The following is an 18787-nucleotide window of genomic DNA, read 5'->3' as shown; positions in this document are numbered from 1 at the left end:
ATGTGTGAAAAGTTAGTTCAGGTAATAGTTTAATAATATTAGATTCTTACTCTTGCAGTAGTTTCATCGCAAATTCAAGAACTGCCTGTCCGTTCATGGTGCCGTAGTCTTTCATCTCGATAACGGCTACAGGCATTTTCCCCTGTGCAACGGCTTCAATCTCTGGTTTCTGAAAGCGAACTTGCGGGCCAAGTAAAACAACGTCAACTTCGTTATTTTTAATTTTCCCTTTAGCCTCTGCAATCGCCAATGCGGAAATATTAACTTCAAGTGAAATAGCGTTAGCATGATCAATCATACGTTTAACCAGCATACTGGTTGACATGCCCGCAGCGCAAACTAACAATATTTTTTTCATATTTTCCCTTACTGGTATATAACAGATTACATTGTTTAAATATCATATCCCGCAGTAGCTATACGTCCTGGTACATTGATCACAGTAATACAGTGATAAAGTTGTTCAACATCAGGGTGATTATTAAACGACTCGGCCATACGATAAACCAATCAGGACTCAACTCCTTGTTTTCAATGGCTCTTAAAAGGTGCAAAAGTGATTTTTCAAAAGATTGCCCGCTTACTTAAATCCGAAATCAATGGCAATTCATGGCATGTTGGTGATTTGTTGCCGTCAGAAGCGGAACTCGCTGTTCGTTATAATGTTTCGCGTAATACCCTGCGTAAGGCATTATCCTTGCTGGAAGGCGAAGGAATTATTCACAGAAAGCATGGTTCAGGAACATACATTCAAAAAAAGAATTTTGTTGCACACATTGATCACATGAACAGTTTCAGTGAAATTGCGCATAAAAGCGGCAAAGAGGCAGGGAGTCAGATTATGAAATTTGAAGTGCAGGATGCTTCACCCACTATTGCGACTGAGCTGAATTTAGTGACTGGTGAGCAGGTTTATTACATAAAGAGACTGCGATTCATTGAGGATAATGCAGCACAATTAGAAGAAACGTGGATGTCAGTAGCACGTTTTCCTGATTTAACCGTGTCACATATGCAAAAATCCAAATTTTCATATATTGAGAATGAATGCGGGATCAAAATCATTGGCACCTTTGAAACTTTCTCCCCTACTTTTCCTACCCCAGAAATCGCCAGTATTTTACGGATCAGCCCACGGGATCCCATACTTAAAATTCAGACCCAGGCTGTGGACAGTAACTCTATTCCGCTGGATTATTCGTTACTTTACAGCAATATTTTCGAGTTCCAGGTAAAGTACTTTTTCCCGCGATAAAAGCAGACGCACAGAGTGCTGACATCACATTCTGTGCGTATGGTTTAGCCTCTAACCTTTACCGCTTTACGCCACCGCAAGCCAAATACATTGATATACAGCCCGGTCATAATGAGCACCGCACCTAAAAATTGCAGACCCGTTAAGCGTTCATCCAACAATAGTGCCGCACTTGCCAGTCCGACTACGGGCACCAGTAACGATAACGGTGCAACCCGCCAGGTTTCATAGCGTCCCAGTAACGTCCCCCAGATCCCATAACCAACAATTGTCGCCACAAACGCCAGATACATCAGCGACAAGATGGTGGTCATATCAATAGTAACCAGACTGTGAATCATGGATGCGGAACCATCGAGAATCAGCGAGGCAACAAAGAAGGGAATGATTGGGATTAAAGCGCTCCAGATTACCAGCGACATCACCGCCGGACGCGTTGAGTGCGACATGATCTTTTTATTGAAGATGTTGCCACACGCCCAACTAAATGCTGCAGCCAGGGTCAACATAAAGCCGAGCATCGCCACATGCTGACCGTTCAGACTATCTTCGATTAACACCAGTACGCCAAAAATCGCTAAGGCGATCCCCGCCAATTGTTTGCCATGCAGTCGCTCCCCGAAAGTAAACGCGCCAAGCACGATAGTAAAAAACGCCTGTGCCTGTAACACCAGCGAAGCCAGTCCAGCAGGCATACCGAAGTTAATGGCACAAAAAAGAAAAGCAAACTGCGCAAAACTGATGGTTAATCCATACCCCAGCAGCAAATTCAGTGGTACTTTCGGTCGTGCGACAAAAAAGATAGCCGGAAAAGCGACCAGCATAAAGCGCAAACCGGCCAGCATCAGCGGTGGCATGTTATGAAGCCCCACTTTGATGACCACAAAATTTAGCCCCCATACGACCACTACCAGTAGCGCCAACACCCCATCTTTTCGCGACATTCTACCGCCTCTGAATTTCATCTTTTGTAAGCAATCAACTTAGCTGAATTTACTTTTCTTTAACAGTTGATTCGTTAGTCGCCGGTTACGACGGCATTAATGCGCAAATAAGTCGCTATACTTCGGATTTTTGCCATGCTATTTCTTTACATCTCTAAAACAAAACATAACGAAACGCACTGCCGGACAGACAAATGAACTTATCCCTACGACGCTCTACCAGCGCCCTTCTTGCCTCGTCGTTGTTATTAACCATCGGACGCGGCGCTACGCTGCCATTTATGACCATTTACTTGAGTCGCCAGTACAGCCTGAGTGTCGATCTAATCGGTTATGCGATGACAATTGCGCTCACTATTGGCGTCGTTTTTAGCCTCGGTTTTGGTATCCTGGCGGATAAGTTCGACAAGAAACGCTATATGTTACTGGCAATTACCGCCTTCGCCAGCGGTTTTATTGCCATTCCTTTAGTGAATAACGTAACGCTGGTGGTGCTCTTTTTTGCCCTCATTAACTGCGCCTATTCTGTTTTTGCTACCGTGCTGAAAGCCTGGTTTGCCGACAATCTTTCGTCCACCAGCAAAACGAAAATCTTCTCAATCAACTACACCATGCTAAACATTGGCTGGACCATCGGTCCGCCGCTCGGCACGCTGTTGGTGATGCAGAGCATCAATCTGCCCTTCTGGCTGGCAGCTATCTGTTCCGCGTTTCCCATGCTTTTCATTCAAATTTGGGTAAAGCGCAGCGAGAAAATCATCGCCACGGAAACAGGCAGTGTCTGGTCGCCGAAAGTTTTATTACAAGATAAAGCACTGTTGTGGTTTACCTGCTCTGGTTTTCTGGCTTCTTTTGTAAGCGGCGCATTTGCTTCATGCATTTCACAATATGTGATGGTGATTGCTGATGGGGATTTTGCCGAAAAGGTGGTCGCGGTTGTTCTTCCGGTGAATGCTGCCATGGTGGTTACGTTGCAATATTCCGTGGGCCGCCGACTTAACCCGGCTAACATCCGCGCGCTGATGACAGCAGGCACCCTATGTTTCGTCATCGGTCTGGTCGGTTTTATTTTTTCCGGCAACAGCCTGCTATTGTGGGGTATGTCAGCTGCGGTATTTACTGTCGGTGAAATCATTTATGCGCCGGGCGAGTATATGTTGATTGACCATATTGCGCCGCCAGGAATGAAAGCCAGCTATTTTTCCGCCCAGTCTTTAGGCTGGCTTGGTGCCGCGATTAACCCATTAGTGAGTGGCGTAGTGCTAACCAGCCTGCCGCCTTCCTCGCTGTTTGTCATCTTAGCGTTGGTGATCATTGCTGCGTGGGTGCTGATGTTAAAAGGGATTCGTGCAAGACCGTGGGGGCAGCCCGCGCTTTGTTGATTTAAGTCGAACACAATAAAAATTTAATTCAGCCTTCGTTTAGGTTACCTCTGCTAATATCTTTCTCATTGAGATGAAAATTAAGGTAAGCGAGGAAACACACCACACCATAAACGGAGGCAAATAATGCTGGGTAATATGAATGTTTTTATGGCCGTACTGGGAATAATTTTATTTTCTGGTTTTCTGGCCGCGTATTTCAGCCACAAATGGGATGACTAATGAACGGAGATAATCCCTCACCTAACCGGCCCCTTGTTACAGTTGTGTACAAGGGGCCTGATTTTTATGACGGCGAAAAAAAACCGCCAGTAAACCGGCGGTGAATGCTTGCATGGATAGATTTGTGTTTTGCTTTTACGCTAACAGGCATTTTCCTGCACTGATAACGGATCGTTGACACAGTAGCATCAGTTTTCTCAATGAATGTTAAACGGAGCTTAAACTCGGTTAATCACATTTTGTTCGTCAATAAACATGCAGCGATTTCTTCCGGTTTGCTTACCCTCATACATTGCCCGGTCTGCTCTTCCAATGACCACATCCAGAGGCTCTTCAGGAAATGCGCGACTCACACCTGCTGTCACGGTAATGTTGATATGCCCTTCAGAATGTGTGATGGCATGGTTATCGACTAACTGGCAAATTCTGACACCTGCACGACATGCTTCTTCATCATTAGCCGCTTTGACAATAATGATAAATTCTTCGCCCCCGTAGCGATAAACCGTTTCGTAATCACGCGTCCAACTGGCTAAGTAAGTTGCCAGGGTGCGTAATACTACATCGCCGATTAAATGCCCGTAGGTATCATTAACCAATTTAAATCGGTCAATATCCAACAACATTAAATAAAGATTCAGAGGCTCAGTGTTGCGTAACTGATGATCAAAGGATTCATCAAGAACCCGACGCCCCGGCAATCCCGTCAAAACATCCATATTGCTACGGATCGTCAGCAAATAAATTTTGTAATCGGTTAATGCCGCAGTAAAAGAAAGCAACCCCTCCTGAAAGGCGTCGAAATGCGCGTCCTGCCAGTGATTTTCAACAATAGCCAGCATTAATTCCCGACCACAGTTATGCATATGTTGATGGGCAGAATCCATTAGCCGAACGTAAGGTAATTCATCGTTATCGAGTGGCCCCAGATGATCAATCCACCGACCAAACTGGCACAGTCCATAAGAATGGTTATCCGTTATTTCTGGCTTACTGGCATCTCTCGCGACCACGCTGTGAAACATACTCACCAGCCACTGGTAGTGGGCATCGATAGCCTTATTGAGATTTAACAAGATGGCATCAATTTCCGTTGTCTTCTTGATCATTGCCACTCCTTTTTCACAGTTCCTTGTGCGCGCTATTCTAACGAGAGAAAAGCAAAATTACGTCAATATTTTCATAGAAATCCGAAGTTAGGAGTCATCTCTGAGATAACATTGTGATTTAAAACAAAATCAGCGGATAAAAAAGTGTTTAATTCTGTAAATCACCTCTGCATTATCGTAAATAAAAGGATGACAAATAGCATAACCCAATACCCTAATGGCCCAGTAGTTCAGGCCATCAGGCTAATTTATTTTTATTTCTGCAAATGAGTGACCCGAACGACGGCCGGCGCGCTTTTCTTATCCAGACTGCCGCTAATGTTGATCATCTGGTCCGGCTGAACTTCTCGTCCATCAAAGACGGCCGCAGGAATAACGACATTAATTTCACCGCTCTTATCGCGAAAAACGTAACGGTCCTCTCCTTTGTGAGAAATCAAATTACCGCGTAGTGAAACCGAAGCGCCATCGTGCATGTTTTTTGCGAAATCAACGGTCATTTTTTTTGCATCATCGGTTCCGCGATAGCCATCTTCTATTGCATGAGGCGGCGGTGGCGCTGCATCCTGTTTTAAACCGCCCTGGTCATCTGCCAACGCATAAGGCATGACAAGAAAACTTGCTAATACAATGGCCTGAAATTTCATACTAACTCCTTAATTGCGTTTGGTTTGACTTATTAAGTCTGGTTGCTATTTTTATAATTGCCAAATAAGAATACTGCCAATTGTTATAAGGCATTTAAAATCAGCCCACTAGCTGTCAAATATTCAGAGAATTTAACTCACTAAAGTTAAGAAGATTGAAGAGTCTTAAACATATTTTCAGAATAATCGGATTTATATGTTTGAAAATTATTATATTTGACGAGCATACAGAAAAAGCAAATCACCTTTACATATAATAGCGTGGACAAAAAACAGTGAACATTAATAAAGATAAAATTGTACAACTCGCAGATACCGACACTATTGAAAACCTGACATCCGCGTTGAGTCAAAGACTTATCGCGGATCAATTACGCTTAACTACCGCCGAATCATGCACCGGCGGTAAGTTGGCTAGCGCCCTGTGTGCAGCTGAAGATACACCCAAATTTTACGGTGCAGGCTTTGTTACTTTCACCGATCAGGCAAAGATGAAAATCCTCAGCGTAAGCCAGCAATCTCTTGAACGATATTCTGCGGTGGAAAGTGGCAGCAGAAATGGCAACAGGTGCCATAGAGCGTGCGGATGCTGATGTCAGTATTGCCATTACCGGCTACGGCGGACCGGAGGGCGGTGAAGATGGTACGCCAGCGGGTACCGTCTGGTTCGCGTGGCATATTAAAGGCCAGACCTACACTGCGGTTATGCATTTTGCTGGCGACTGCGAAACGGTATTAGCTTTAGCGGTGAGGTTTGCCCTCGTCCAGCTGCTGCAATTACTGCTATAACCAGGCTGGCCTGGCGATATCTCCAGGCCAGCCATTGGTGGTGTTTATATGTTCAAGCCACGATGTTGCAGCATCGGCATAATCTGAGGAGCCTTACCGCGCCATTGTCGATACAGGCGTTCCAGATCTTCGCTGTTACCTCTGGAAAGGATCGCCTCGCGAAAACGCTGCCCATTTTCACGCGTTAATCCGCCCTGCTCAACAAACCACTGGTAACCATCATCGGCCAACATTTGCGTCCACAGATAAGCGTAATAACCTGCAGCATATCCGCCACCAAAAATATGGGCGAAATAACTGCTGCGATAGCGTGGCGGTATAGCAGGAAGATCCATATTTTCCGCCACCAGCGCCCGCAATTCAAAATCATCGACATCCTGCATTGCTTCGTTTTCTTCCAGGCAATGCCAGCGCATATCGAGAAGTGCGGCGCTAAGCAGTTCGCTCATCTCATACCCTTTGTTGAACAGGCTGGCATTACGCATTTTCTGTTGCAGTTCGTCAGGCATTGCTGCCCCGCTCTGATAATGCCGGGCGTAGCGAGCGAATACCTGCGGATGCGTTGCCCAGTGTTCGTTGATTTGCGACGGAAATTCGACAAAATCACGCGGCGTGTTGGTGCCGGAAAGCGTGGCATAACGCTGGCGGGCAAAAAGGCCGTGCAGCGTATGACCAAATTCATGGAATAAGGTTATTACATCATCCCAGAGTAACAACGCAGGCTCACCGGCAGCGGGTTTCTGATAATTGCAAACGTTATAAATTACCGGATGCGTTTCATTAAGCGTTGATTGCTCAACAAAATTGCCCATCCATGCACCGCCGCTTTTTGAATCACGGGCGAAGAAATCACCGTAAAATAACGCCAGTCCCACGCCATTATGATCAAAAATTTCCCACACACGAACGTCAGGATGGTAGACAGGAATATCAAAACGTTCGACAAACTTAATACCGAAGAGCTGATTCGCGGTCCAGAATACACCTTCATTCAACACCGTGTTTAATTCAAAATATGGCTTGAGCTGCGCCTCATCAAGATCAAATTTCTCCCGCCGTACCTGTTCGGCATAAAATGCCCAGTCCCACGGCTGCGCGCTAAACCCGCCTTGCTGCTTATCGATAACCGCCTGTATGGAGGCTAATTCATCGCTAGCACGTTGACGCGCCGCTGGAACAATTTCCCGCATAAAGTTGAGTGCTGCTTCAGGTGTTTTTGCCATCTGATCGGCGATTTTCCATGCGGCATAATGAGGAAAACCAAGCAGTTTCGCCTGCTGTGCGCGAATCTCTACCAGACGTTGAATGATAGCGCGGGTATCATTGCCATCATTTTTTTCCGCTCGCGTCCAGCCCGCAATAAACAGTTTTTCACGCGTCGCACGATCGCGCATTTCGGCAAGCGCCGGTTGTTGGGTGGTATTCAGCAGCGGAATCAGCCATTTGTTATCCAGACCTTTCTCGCGAGCCGCCACTGCCGCCAGCGCAATCTCTTGCTCACTCATTCCTGCCAGCTGCGCGATATCGTTCACAACCAGACCGCCGGATTTATTTGCTGCAAGTAACCGCTGGTTAAACTGGCTGGTCAGGGTCGCAGCTTCTGTATTCAGTACTTTTAATTTTGCTTTATCAGCTTGCGCAAGTTTGGCTCCGGCAAGGACAAAACGTTGATGAATAACCTCCACCAGGCGGATGGATTCACTATCAAGCCCCAGGGATTCACGGCGCTGCCAGACAGCATCTACCCGCGCGAATAATTCACCGTTCAGATAGATATCATTAGCCAGTTCCGCCAGTTCAGCGGAAAACTGTTCATCAAGACGCTGTAATTCATCATTGGTATGCGCCGCAGTCATCGCAAAAAAGACGCTGGTAACGCGGGTAAGTAATTCTCCGCTTTGTTCCAGTGCCAGAATAGTATTGTTGAAATCAGGCGTTTGCGGGTTAAGCGCGATGGCAGCAATTTCTGCCCGCTTTTGCTGCATTCCCTCATCGAATGCCGGGCGATAGTGATGATTGGCAATTTGATCAAAATGAGGAGCCAGATACGGCAGTGTGCTTTGCACAAGGAAAGGATTCATTGTTGTCATTTTCTTCTCCTGAACGCGAGGTGTTCCATAGCGTAGGCTTACTGATAACGGAGTGCAATCTTGCAAACCAGTATTACCCGCTCTTAAGCATCACGTGCTATGTTATTGACACACAAAAGCGTTGAGGAACAGTGAGATGATCGTTTTAGTAACTGGAGCAACGGCAGGTTTTGGTGAATGCATTACTCGTCGTTTTATTCAACAAGGGCATAAAGTTATCGCCACTGGCCGTCGCCAGGAGCGGTTGCAGGAGTTAAAAGACGAACTGGGAGATAATCTGTATATCGCCCAACTGGACGTTCGCAACCGCGCCGCTATTGAAGAGATGCTGGCATCGCTTCCTGCCGAGTGGTGCAATATTGATATCCTGGTAAATAATGCCGGCTTGGCGTTGGGCATGGAGCCTGCGCATAAAGCCAGCGTTGAAGACTGGGAAACGATGATTGATACCAACAACAAAGGCCTGGTATATATGACGCGCGCCGTCTTACCGGGTATGGTTGAACGTAATCATGGTCATATTATTAACATTGGCTCAACGGCAGGTAGCTGGCCGTATGCCGGTGGTAACGTTTACGGTGCGACGAAAGCGTTTGTTCGTCAGTTTAGCCTGAATCTGCGTACGGATCTGCATGGTACGGCGGTGCGCGTCACCGACATCGAACCGGGTCTGGTGGGTGGCACCGAGTTTTCCAATGTCCGCTTTAAAGGCGATGACGGTAAAGCGGAAAAAACCTATCAAAATACCGTTGCATTGACGCCAGAAGATGTCAGCGAAGCCGTCTGGTGGGTGTCAACGCTGCCTGCTCACGTCAATATCAATACCCTGGAAATGATGCCGGTTACCCAAAGCTATGCCGGACTGAATGTCCACCGTCAGTAATTTTTATACCCGGCGTAACTGCCGGGTTATTGCTTGTCACAAAAAAGTGGTAGACTCATGCAGTTAACTCACTCACAAGCAAGAACGAATGACCGTCGAAACGCAACTTAATCCCACACAGCCTGTCAATCAGCAGATTTATCGTATTCTTCGTCGCGACATTGTCCATTGCCTGATTGCACCAGGCACACCGTTGTCGGAAAAAGAAGTTTCTGTTCGTTTCAATGTGTCACGCCAGCCGGTTCGTGAAGCCTTTATTAAACTGGCGGAAAACGGCCTGATTCAAATTCGTCCGCAGCGTGGCAGCTACGTCAACAAAATTTCCATGGCCCAGGTGCGAAACGGCAGTTTTATCCGTCAGGCCATTGAGTGCGCGGTGGCGCGTCGGGCGGCGAGCATGATTACCGAAAGCCAGTGCTACCAACTGGAACAAAATCTTCACCAGCAACGCATTGCCATTGAGCGCAAGCAACTGGATGATTTTTTTGAACTTGATGACAACTTCCATCAACTCCTGACGCAGATTGCCGACTGTCAACTGGCGTGGGATACCATTGAGAACCTGAAAGCGACCGTTGATCGCGTGCGCTATATGAGTTTCGACCATGTTTCTCCACCAGAAATGCTGTTACGCCAGCATCTTGATATTTTCTCTGCCCTGCAAAAACGTGATGGCGATGCGGTAGAACGTGCAATGACGCAACATTTGCAGGAAATCAGCGAATCCGTGCGCCAGATCCGCCAGGAAAACAGCGACTGGTTTAGCGAAGAGTAATTCATTTACTCTCATCCCATCCGGGATGAGAGGCTTTTCCCCCCGCCTTACGGCTCATGCATGCATCAAAAAAGATGTGAGCTTGATCAAAAACAAAAAATATTTCACTCGACAGGAGTATTTATATTGCGCCCGTTACGTGGGCTTCGACTGTAAATCAGAAAGGAGAAAACACCTATGACGACCTACGATCGTAACCGTAACGCAATCACCACTGGCAGCCGTGTTATGGTTAGCGGCACCGGTCACACTGGCAAGATCCTGTCGATTGATACTGAAGGTCTGACCGCTGAGCAAATCCGCCGCGGAAAAACCGTAGTTGTTGAAGGTTGTGAAGAGAAACTGGCACCTCTGGACCTGATTCGTCTCGGCATGAACTAAGTGTGTGAATGCCGCCGATGGCGGCATTGCTTTTTTACTTCACGGAATATTTCGCCACGGTCGCTTTCGCGCCATGCGCTAATAAAGACAAGTACGCTTCCGTCACTTTTGCAGTAAACAAGCTATTGTCTGGCAAATCATCACCAAAGATTGCCTTAATCGCCAGCAATGACTGGACGCGCGCTTTCCCTTCGGCACTACTTTGTACAGCCTTCTGAATAACAGGTAACAGTGGGTCACTGATTTCTATCGGATTTCCCTGTTCATCAACACCACCGACATAACGCATCCAACCCGCGACGCCCAGCGCCAGCAGATCGAACTTGCTGTCATGCGCCAGATGCCAGCGAACAGAATCCAACATCCGCTGTGGCAATTTCTGGCTACCATCCATCGCAATCTGCCAGGTTCGATGACGTAACGCTGGATTGCTATAGCGTTCAATTAATCGGTTAGCGTAATCTTGCAAATCAACGCCCTGCACTTTCAGCGTCGGCGCTTGTTCCTGCAACATCAAGCCATACGCCGCATAACGATAATGTTCATCTTCCATGCAGTCATTAATGTGCTGATATCCGGCAAGATAACCCAAATACGCCAGGAATGAATGACTGCCGTTGAGCATGCGCAACTTCATCTCTTCATAAGGCAGCACATCACTAACCAGTTCGGCTCCCGCTTTTTCCCATTCTGGACGTCCGGCAACAAAGTTATCTTCTATTACCCACTGGCGGAAAGGTTCACAGGCAACGCCCGCAGGATCGCCCACACCGGTAAGTTGTTCGATTTTCGCCAGCGTATCCTCTGTCACTGCGGGCACAATACGGTCCACCATTGTTGATGGGAAAGTCACGTTATCTTCGATCCATTGTGCCAGTTTTACATCAACAGCTTTCGCGTATGAAGTGACAACGTCACGCATAACATGACCGTTTTCTGGCATGTTGTCACATGACATGACGGTAAATGCGGGAAGTCCTGCCGCTTTACGGCGGGCCAGCGCCTCAACAATCACCCCTGTTGCTGTTTTCGGCTGGTGGGGATTTTGCACGTCGGCAGCGACCATCGGGTGATCGAGCATTAACTGTCCGGTCGCCGGAGAGTGGAAATACCCTTTTTCGGTGATTGTCAGAGAGACAATCGCGATTTGCGGTTCACACATCGCAGCCAACACGGTTTCTAAGCCATCCATCTGTACGTGCAAGGCTTTTTTAACGACGCCAACGACGCGAGCCGTCCACGCATCGGCCGACATTTCCGCAACGGTATAAAGATTATCTTGCTGTTGTAAATCGGCAATTTGCTGTTCGCCGCCGATTAAGTTGACCTCATAATATCCCCAGTCACTGAAATGTTCTGTAGCAAGAATATCGGCATACACGCCCTGATGCGCACGGTGAAATGCACCAAAGCCTAAATGAATAATTCTTGGGGCCAGGTTATTACGATCATAAACAGGGAGTGTCGCTTTTGCTGATAACAAATTATTTCCCATAACAATTCCTTAAATTTAAATATGGCAAGCTATATGTTTTGTTATATGAATAAAAATCCCCTCTCCGATAAGAGAAGGGATTGAGGGTTTACAGACTTCTGGAAGGTTGCGCAGCTCTTACAACACGCGGTTGATCTTCCGCAGCGTCTTCCAGCGCACTTAAATCACGGTCTTTCACCTCTGGCATTTTCAGCGCAGAGATTAAACCAATTACTGAATATGCCATGATCATAATGGCGATCGGATACCAGGATTCCGTCATGGTGCAGAAAATACCCGCCAGGATAGGACCAAAACCGGAAGCGATAAGACCACCAATTTCTTTAGAAATAGCCATCCGGGTAAAGCGGTTTTTACAGCCGAACATTTCTGCCATGGTAATGTTTTCCAGAGCAAATAATCCCAGCACCGCACAGTTATGAATCACAATCAGTGCAACCATAATGGTGCTCGGGGCATAGCTTTTATCTACAATGATAGAAAGCATTGGCCATGCCAGCACAATCGCGGAGGTATTCATAATAATATACGGGATCCGGCGACCAATTTTATCGGATAACCAACCAAGGAACGGAATGGTCATAAAGCCGAGAATCGAACTGATCATCAATGCATCTGTTGGAATTGCTTTGTTAAACAATAACGTCTGCACTAAATAGCCTGCAAGGAAAGTCTGAATTAACCCGGAGTTACCCGCCTGACCAAAACGCAGCCCTGTTGCCAGCCAGAAGGATTTGCTCTGGAACATGCTACCAGCAGGTGCAGGTTTTGCTGTCGGTTGGTTACTGTCGTTAACCTTCTCAAAGACCGGGCTTTCTTTCAGATTCATACGCAACCAGATAGCAAAGACCATCACGACAACGCTCGCCAGGAACGGTATACGCCATCCCCACGCCAGCAGTTCCTCTTTACTGAGAATGAAGAACATAAAGGCCCAGATTGCCGTTGCGCTCAAGGTTCCGCAGTTAGTTCCCATAGCCACAAATGAGGAGATAATTCCGCGCTTACCTTTTGGCGCATATTCCGCCAGCATCGTACCGGCACCGGAAATTTCCGCACCTGCACCCAACCCCTGAATAATACGCAACGTCACCAGCAAGATGGGTGCAAAAACACCAATCTGTGCATAGGTCGGTAACACACCAATTAAGGTGGTACAGATCCCCATCATGGTGATGGTAATAAAGAGCACTTTTTTACGCCCTATTCTGTCGCCCATTTTGCCGAAAATAAATGCTCCGACAATACGCGCCACATAACCTGCACCGTAGGTTCCCATTGCCAGAATTAACGCCATTGCCGTTGATGATTCAGGAAAAAATATTTCATGAAACACTAACGCTGCGCCGAGCGAATATAACTGGAAATCCATAATTCACAGATGTTTTTTCTCATTCTGTGGTTTCCTTGGCGCTTTCTAGGTTTTTTCAGATAGTTACATTTTTTCAAAAACATCCTGAGTTCGATCTTACTATCTATCTGTGGCCTATTTCTGTCCCATATATGCCCCAAAAAACACCCCAACAGATAAGCAATCTTTTCATGGTGTTACGCGTAAAAACAATAACGGCTTGAAATTATTCAATACACTCTCGAAAGTGCATCAGCCAACCGCAGAACGTTATTGCATACAACGTTTCTGCGGCATATCACGAAACGATTACTTAATGACTGGGACTTCAGACCACTCAATATCCGGTACAATTATGTATCAACGCAGTTTAACAACACCCTATATTTAATCCAGAGTGCGAGCAACGTTGTCCCTTTCTCTTTTGCACTCTTAAAATATACGATTACTTAAGTGAAGATGCTTGACGAATCGCCAAATAAAACATCTTCATCAGCATAAAAATCCATATATGATTGAAAATTTAGTCATTAATACCATTCATATCTGAATACTAACCTAATACGCTTACTAACCGTGAGAAATCTTTTTTTTCGACTTAATCACTCGAAATAAACTTTCACTCAATTGAAAACAATTAGCTACAATTATCATTGCAATATCAAATCAAACATAACAACTTGCATAAATTCTCATGGGATACAGCATCAGTTGTGCCAAACACATAAGGAATTGAAATGGACGGAGAAAGCTTTAACTTTGATGACAATGATATTGAATTTATTGCTTCAATGTATGCATCATGTAAATTATCAGGAAGTATCGCCCCCATAATGCATATAATGGTTAGCATTCCAAAAAATAAGAAAAAACAATTCTACGAACGAGTTGAGCATTATTGTAGTTTATATTCCAATAAAAACCCACCTTCTTAAATTCGCTGCATTCTAGTGGATTCCATTAAGAAAACAATGACATACACTCAAACACATCTTTTTTATCAACAGTGAATTTCAGTTCGGCCAGTTTTTACCAGCTATTATAAAAATAGCACCCATATAAAGTTTTTACCCCACAGGTACAGCTGGCCATTCGATAACCGCACTAAGGAAGTGCCAACACGACATCAGCAAGACCCGATATTTCTTCCATGCCGCCAGCAACGATGTTAAGGTTAAATTAATTATAAAAAAATATATTATAATTCCATCTTCGCATTAAATTTTAACCTTTAATCTCCACACGGAACAAGTTGCATAGGTGACTATATTAAGAAAACTTATAACCACCAAAAAGATTTGCTTTGCAAGCAAAAACAGTGACCATTGACTCTAAGAAAATTCCGATCTATTGTTAGTGTCATCAAAGTTACTTAACAGTATTCCGAAATGAAAATACAAAGCAAGCTAATTGTCTTATTAAACATTATCATTGCATTTATATTATTTGAGCTTTTAGCTCAAAAATTTGGTTTGAGTACATTATTTTAAAGCAAGATAAACAATATCGGGCACTCTAGTTTTTATAATTAACAATTAAACGCCCATAAAATGTTATTTACTTTTCTTCGCTATTGTCATATCTTAATATAGTGGCTTACGCCACTCTACTTTCATCATATTTTGTACGTTTATGTACTCGCCATGAAGCTCTTTCATGGCGATTTTTTATTCTTAATCCAAGAACATACTCCCTACCTATAGAAAAATCACTTTTTGAACAAAAGAATAACGTATTTAGGTAATCATTACGAATTTACCCTATAGGTGCTACTGGCCATTCAATATCCGGTGCAGTTGTTGTATTAACACGGTTCAGCAACACCCGATACTTCTTCCAGGCTTCCAGCAACGAGATTTCTTCCTCCGTTGCAATTTCCAGATCTGCAGCATCCTGAAGCGGCGCAATATGCTCACTGGCTACCTGCATCAGGTTGTTTTTTGTTTCTTCCGCCTCCCGGATCCGGAACAGTTTTTCTGCTTCCGTATCCTTCACCCAGGCTGTGCCGTTCCACTTCTGATATTCCCCTTCCGGCGATAACCAGGTGACATTTTCCGGTAACGAGCCAAGTTCAGAAATAAATAACGCGTCGCCGGAAGCCACGTCATAGACGGTTTTTCCCCGATGATCTTCAACGAGATGCCACGATGCCTCATCACTGTTGAAAACAGCCACAAAGCCAGCAGGAATATCTGGCGGTGCAATATCGGTACTGTTTGCTGGCAGACCTGTATGAGGCGGAATATATGCGTCACCTTCACCAATAAATTCATTAGTTCCGGCCAGCAGATTATAAATTTTTATGGTCCGTGGTTGTTCACTCATTCTGAATGCCATTATGCAAGCCTCACAATATAGTTAAATGCGATGTTTTTGACGGTGTTTTCCGCGTTACCAGCAGCGTTAACGGTGATGGTGTGTCCATGTGAACCAATCGCAACGGAGTGCGTGTGTGCACCAATACCGACAGTATGTGCGTGTGCACCTGCAGATGCTGCTGTGCCGGACAGTGAGTGGCTATGGTTACCATCTGTACTGGTATTAGCTAACGCCCCCGTAGACATACCTACTGAGCCTTGTACACCCCAGGTATTTTGACCTGAGCTTGTATAACCATATTGATAAGTATCTTTAAAAACACTGGGGTTAAATCGACGGCCATCTCTATGGCTGTGATTACCAGCTGCATTCGTGCTGCCACTTAAACTATGGGTATGCGCACCAGTGTTATTCGTGGATTTAGTGCCGTAATCAAACGACGATGTGGTTTTCGTCCCCAAATCAGTACTGGATGCGCTGGCGCTGTGGGTATGCGATTTTATGCCGTCCTGTTCCTGAGACAATACGGCACGACCACTGGCGGGCTTGCCCTTAATCGTCCAGCCACGCATATCAGGGATCACGCCTGACGGATAAGCGGCTGCAAGTTTCGGGTAGGCAGATTTGTCAAAAGTCTGCCCCTGCATCAGGGCATAACCAGACGGAACGGTATCTGATGGCCACGGGATTGGTGCGCCGACTGGGTAGCTTTCTGGTGGAAGATTTTTCGAGGTATAAACTTCTGCCCAGTCTTCCTCAAAACCATAACCGTCTCTTGAAGAACGGTAGAACAGACCACCATTTCTGTAATGCGCCTTCATCTGCAGGGTCCGGCAACTTCCGACTCCGGTATAGAAGTTAACCAGAATATAGCTGTCGCCAGAGCGGGTGACATTGTAAGCGCCTGATTCGGCATTCCAGGGAACGCCACCATCCGCATCGGCATATGTATCCGTTGCCCTTCTGGCAAAAGCAGCCACATGCGCGGCGGTTAAAGTAATATCTTTTGAACCATCAAACTCAACCCCAGAAACCAGTCTTGGCGTTTGCAGCTTTGTTGCTGTCAATGCGTTACCGTTCAGACTTGCAGACAGCTTGGTTCCAATAACCAGTTCGCCGGTTGCGTTATCAATAGCAAACGGTCTTAATGTATTCCATCCACCATAAACATCACCTTGATTGGTAAGCAGCAGGTAAGTTTTAGCGCCATCATTACGCCATAATGCCCCATACTCCCCACCTATCATTCGAATCTGATTACCACCACGCGCTACAATTTCGTCTGTGGCAAAAAGTTTTTTGCACGACAAGTTATCGTTAACGATTAACGAATGAGACTCATAAAAACCACGCCCACTCTTAAAATCAAGGATAACGTCCGCCGCGATACATTCAGTCGCTGGATTTGTTGCCCCAAACTTATAGGTCGTATCATTAACAACGAGATCAGCACCAGGTGCGGATATTGACAGGCCATCTTCGATAAACGCAAAAACAGGGAAAGCAGCGCCATCAACATAGAACACAGAGCGCAAATCATCGCCCTTATTACTCATCATTATTGAGTGGATGGCTCGTTCATTGTTTTGATATTGCCAGAACATTCCATAAGCATAACGCCCCCTGTCAGTCCAGCCACCAGGCATAACAAATCCGTTAAACTCGCAGTTATTCATCGGATCGCCTGCGGTTCGCGTTGCCGTGGTGATAATGACCCTTGATGCCAGTTCGCTTACTGAGCCAGCAGAACGCATAACAACAACAGGGTAATATTTTCCAGATGTTGCACCTGCAGGAGCGTTAACCCGCACATAACGCATACCACGCTTATCAGCAAAGTCTGTTTTACTGACCGCGTTAATGTTGTTCAGGAAGCGTCCCTTATCGGGTATATCAGCGCCGTTCTGGTCTTTCTGCAGACGTTTCTCTGCATTGTCATAGGCTGATTTTACTGCCTTTGGCGTTGCCGCCAGCGTTTCAGACGTGCTGTTGGTCGCGCTGCTTAGCTGGATTATCCCTTTCTGTGCTGTCGTTGCATCCTGTGCGGTGTATTTCCCGTTAGCCAGGTCATACGCGGCCTTAACGGCTTTTGGCGTTGCCGCCAGTGACTCGGAAGTGCTGTTGGTCGCACTGCTGAGCTGTACTATCCCCTTTTTCGTCGTGCTCGCATCCTCAAGCGCCACGGCGGATGCAATATCCTCTGCCCGTTTTGCCGCTGTCTCAGCGCGCGTTGCCGCGGATTCCGCCGTACTTTTGCTCTGAGCTGCTGCCGTCGCACTGCCAGCTGCCTCTGTCGCCTTCGTGGATGCCGTCGTGGCGCTACCCTTCGCTGCTGACGCCTGTCTGGTCGCCTCATCTTTTGAAGCAGACGCAGATGATGCCGATGACGACGCCGAACTGGCTGACGATGCGGCAGCCGTTTTTGAGGATTCTGCGCTGGTTTCCGACGCTTTCGCGTTCGTTTCGGATGTCTTCGCTGCGGAAGCAGACCTCGCTGCTGCGCTGGCCTGTTCAGTGGCTTCGCCAGCCTTCGTTGTGGCTGTTGAAGCAGACGATGCGGCGCTTTCTGCCGATTTTCCGGCGGCGCTAGCACTGGCTGAGGCCTGCCCGGCACTTGTTGACGCTGCACTGGCAGACGACGCAGCCGCTGTTTTTGAGCCTGCCGCAGCCGAGGCGCTCTGTCCCGCTGCCGTTTCAGAAGACCTGGCGTTCGTCTCTGACGTTTTTGCCGCCTTCGCGGAATTTCCTGCCGCTGTTGCCGAGGAAGCTGCGCTACTGGCGCTCGAGGATGCGTTCGTTTCTGATGATTTTGCCGCCTCTTTTGAAGCCGCCGCATCCCGGGCTGAGGTGGCAGCTTCTGACGCTTTCGTAGTCGCGGTGGATGCAGAAGTGGCTGCTGATTGTTGTGACGCTGCAGCATTCGTTTCTGACGTTTTTGCGGCACTGGCACTGGTAGCTGCCGCGCTTTTTGAGGACTCTGCAGCGGCAGCACTTTTTGATGCTTCAGTGGCCTTTGTTGATGCCGTTCCTGCGCTGGAAGTCGCTGACTGAGCCGACGACGCGGCCTGTCCGGCTGACGTGCTGGCTGCGCGTGCTGAGCCTGCAGCATCAGTCGCATGGGTTGCCGCCTCACGGGCTGATGTGC

At 46.7% G+C, this 18787-nt stretch carries 16 protein-coding genes and 2 pseudogenes; 9 read left to right on the top strand and 9 right to left on the bottom strand.

Translation table 11 applies throughout. The features are described from left to right. Nucleotides 1-46: 46 nt before the first annotated feature. Nucleotides 47-358: a PTS sugar transporter subunit IIB gene (locus FTE26_RS07940; RefSeq protein WP_000722571.1), complete on the bottom strand. Its 312-nt coding sequence runs from the start codon at nt 356-358 to the stop codon at nt 47-49. 198 nt (nt 359-556) lie between these two features. Here FTE26_RS07940 and FTE26_RS07935 point away from each other — a divergent pair, with 198 nt between their 5' ends. Next, nucleotides 557-1255 carry a GntR family transcriptional regulator gene (locus FTE26_RS07935; protein WP_000577184.1) on the top strand — a complete coding sequence of 233 codons (699 nt, stop codon included), beginning with the start codon at nt 557-559 and terminating at the stop codon, nt 1253-1255. A gap of 44 nt (nt 1256-1299) precedes the next feature. Here the strand turns inward: FTE26_RS07935 and eamA are convergent, their stop codons facing one another. Continuing rightward, nucleotides 1300-2199, bottom strand: coding sequence for an O-acetylserine/cysteine exporter (eamA, locus tag FTE26_RS07930; RefSeq protein ID WP_000087216.1), 900 nt, complete (start codon nt 2197-2199; stop codon nt 1300-1302). 194 nt (nt 2200-2393) lie between these two features. On the opposite strand from eamA, the gene ydeE reads away from it, so the two are divergent. The 3 genes from ydeE to mgtT all read left to right on the top strand — a co-directional run bounded on the left by ydeE (nt 2394) and on the right by mgtT (nt 3907). Beyond that, entirely contained in the window at nt 2394-3581 is a 1188-nt protein-coding gene (ydeE, locus tag FTE26_RS07925) for an efflux MFS transporter YdeE (RefSeq protein WP_001054189.1), read from the top strand. 126 nt (nt 3582-3707) lie between these two features. Further along, nucleotides 3708-3803, top strand: a complete 96-nt coding sequence (gene mgtS, locus FTE26_RS07920; protein WP_000901367.1) for a protein MgtS — start codon at nt 3708-3710, stop codon at nt 3801-3803. Continuing rightward, nucleotides 3803-3907, top strand: coding sequence for a protein MgtT (gene mgtT / locus FTE26_RS07915; RefSeq protein WP_211180496.1), 105 nt, complete (start codon nt 3803-3805; stop codon nt 3905-3907). The genes mgtS and mgtT overlap by 1 nt, the downstream gene beginning before the upstream one ends. A gap of 114 nt (nt 3908-4021) precedes the next feature. Here the strand turns inward: mgtT and dgcZ are convergent, their stop codons facing one another. Together dgcZ and ydeI are read right to left on the bottom strand one after the other, a co-directional pair. Further along, a complete protein-coding gene (dgcZ, locus tag FTE26_RS07910) occupies nt 4022-4912 on the bottom strand; it encodes a diguanylate cyclase DgcZ (protein ID WP_000592826.1) in 891 nt (296 codons plus the stop codon). Nucleotides 4913-5166: 254 nt separating this feature from the next. Then, nucleotides 5167-5559, bottom strand: a complete 393-nt coding sequence (gene ydeI, locus FTE26_RS07905) for a YdeI family stress tolerance OB fold protein (RefSeq protein WP_000671731.1) — start codon at nt 5557-5559, stop codon at nt 5167-5169. A gap of 275 nt (nt 5560-5834) precedes the next feature. On the opposite strand from ydeI, the pseudogene FTE26_RS07900 reads away from it, so the two are divergent. Beyond that, nucleotides 5835-6348 (top strand): annotated as a pseudogene (locus tag FTE26_RS07900) (2-oxo-tetronate isomerase). 44 nt (nt 6349-6392) lie between these two features. On the opposite strand, the gene dcp reads toward FTE26_RS07900, so the two are convergent. After that, nucleotides 6393-8438 carry a peptidyl-dipeptidase Dcp gene (dcp, locus tag FTE26_RS07895; RefSeq protein ID WP_001296767.1) on the bottom strand — a complete coding sequence of 682 codons (2046 nt, stop codon included), beginning with the start codon at nt 8436-8438 and terminating at the stop codon, nt 6393-6395. A gap of 136 nt (nt 8439-8574) precedes the next feature. Here dcp and ydfG point away from each other — a divergent pair, with 136 nt between their 5' ends. The 3 genes from ydfG to ydfZ all read left to right on the top strand — a co-directional run bounded on the left by ydfG (nt 8575) and on the right by ydfZ (nt 10477). Beyond that, a complete protein-coding gene (gene ydfG / locus FTE26_RS07890) occupies nt 8575-9321 on the top strand; it encodes a bifunctional NADP-dependent 3-hydroxy acid dehydrogenase/3-hydroxypropionate dehydrogenase YdfG (RefSeq protein WP_000636571.1) in 747 nt (248 codons plus the stop codon). Nucleotides 9322-9409: 88 nt separating this feature from the next. After that, nucleotides 9410-10096: a DNA-binding transcriptional regulator rspR gene (gene rspR, locus FTE26_RS07885; RefSeq protein WP_000215549.1), complete on the top strand. Its 687-nt coding sequence runs from the start codon at nt 9410-9412 to the stop codon at nt 10094-10096. A 177-nt stretch (nt 10097-10273) separates the two neighbouring features. After that, a complete protein-coding gene (gene ydfZ, locus FTE26_RS07880; protein ID WP_000214712.1) occupies nt 10274-10477 on the top strand; it encodes a putative selenium delivery protein YdfZ in 204 nt (67 codons plus the stop codon). Between the two features lie 34 nt (nt 10478-10511). On the opposite strand, the gene FTE26_RS07875 is transcribed toward ydfZ, so the two are convergent. Both FTE26_RS07875 and ydfJ read right to left on the bottom strand, forming a co-directional pair. After that, a complete protein-coding gene (locus tag FTE26_RS07875) occupies nt 10512-11972 on the bottom strand; it encodes a mannitol dehydrogenase family protein (protein WP_000527756.1) in 1461 nt (486 codons plus the stop codon). 88 nt (nt 11973-12060) lie between these two features. Then, nucleotides 12061-13344, bottom strand: a pseudogene (ydfJ, locus tag FTE26_RS07870) (MHS family MFS transporter YdfJ); the annotation flags it as partial. A gap of 716 nt (nt 13345-14060) precedes the next feature. On the opposite strand from ydfJ, the gene FTE26_RS07865 reads away from it, so the two are divergent. Further along, nucleotides 14061-14258: a hypothetical protein gene (locus tag FTE26_RS07865; RefSeq protein WP_000348576.1), complete on the top strand. Its 198-nt coding sequence runs from the start codon at nt 14061-14063 to the stop codon at nt 14256-14258. 820 nt (nt 14259-15078) lie between these two features. Here FTE26_RS07865 and FTE26_RS07860 read toward each other — a convergent pair. Continuing rightward, on the bottom strand, nt 15079-15660 hold the full coding sequence (locus FTE26_RS07860; RefSeq protein ID WP_001593356.1) for a tail fiber assembly protein: 582 nt from the start codon (nt 15658-15660) through the stop codon (nt 15079-15081). Beyond that, the coding region (locus FTE26_RS07855) for a phage tail protein (RefSeq protein ID WP_272457537.1) at nt 15660-18787 on the bottom strand (3128 nt) is incomplete at its 5' end. The genes FTE26_RS07855 and FTE26_RS07860, both read right to left, overlap by 1 nt.

The organism is Escherichia sp. S10b (assembly GCF_028421345.1).
Lineage (GTDB): Bacteria > Pseudomonadota > Gammaproteobacteria > Enterobacterales > Enterobacteriaceae > ECMA0423.
Note: the sequence above shows the minus strand (reverse complement) of the source record. Positions and strands in the feature narration are given on the sequence as shown.

What these genes read in the sequence shown, in the direction of transcription:
- FTE26_RS07940 (WP_000722571.1), bottom strand. Translation starts at nt 358, where the DNA reads ATGAAAAAAATATTGTTAGTTTGCGCTGCGGGCATGTCAACCAGTATG.
- eamA (WP_000087216.1), bottom strand. Translation starts at nt 2,199, where the DNA reads ATGTCGCGAAAAGATGGGGTGTTGGCGCTACTGGTAGTGGTCGTATGG.
- ydeE (WP_001054189.1), top strand. Translation starts at nt 2,394, where the DNA reads ATGAACTTATCCCTACGACGCTCTACCAGCGCCCTTCTTGCCTCGTCG.
- mgtS (WP_000901367.1), top strand. Translation starts at nt 3,708, where the DNA reads ATGCTGGGTAATATGAATGTTTTTATGGCCGTACTGGGAATAATTTTA.
- mgtT (WP_211180496.1), top strand. Translation starts at nt 3,803, where the DNA reads ATGAACGGAGATAATCCCTCACCTAACCGGCCCCTTGTTACAGTTGTG.
- dgcZ (WP_000592826.1), bottom strand. Translation starts at nt 4,912, where the DNA reads ATGATCAAGAAGACAACGGAAATTGATGCCATCTTGTTAAATCTCAAT.
- ydeI (WP_000671731.1), bottom strand. Translation starts at nt 5,559, where the DNA reads ATGAAATTTCAGGCCATTGTATTAGCAAGTTTTCTTGTCATGCCTTAT.
- dcp (WP_001296767.1), bottom strand. Translation starts at nt 8,438, where the DNA reads ATGACAACAATGAATCCTTTCCTTGTGCAAAGCACACTGCCGTATCTG.
- ydfG (WP_000636571.1), top strand. Translation starts at nt 8,575, where the DNA reads ATGATCGTTTTAGTAACTGGAGCAACGGCAGGTTTTGGTGAATGCATT.
- rspR (WP_000215549.1), top strand. Translation starts at nt 9,410, where the DNA reads ATGACCGTCGAAACGCAACTTAATCCCACACAGCCTGTCAATCAGCAG.
- ydfZ (WP_000214712.1), top strand. Translation starts at nt 10,274, where the DNA reads ATGACGACCTACGATCGTAACCGTAACGCAATCACCACTGGCAGCCGT.
- FTE26_RS07875 (WP_000527756.1), bottom strand. Translation starts at nt 11,972, where the DNA reads ATGGGAAATAATTTGTTATCAGCAAAAGCGACACTCCCTGTTTATGAT.
- FTE26_RS07865 (WP_000348576.1), top strand. Translation starts at nt 14,061, where the DNA reads ATGGACGGAGAAAGCTTTAACTTTGATGACAATGATATTGAATTTATT.
- FTE26_RS07860 (WP_001593356.1), bottom strand. Translation starts at nt 15,660, where the DNA reads ATGGCATTCAGAATGAGTGAACAACCACGGACCATAAAAATTTATAAT.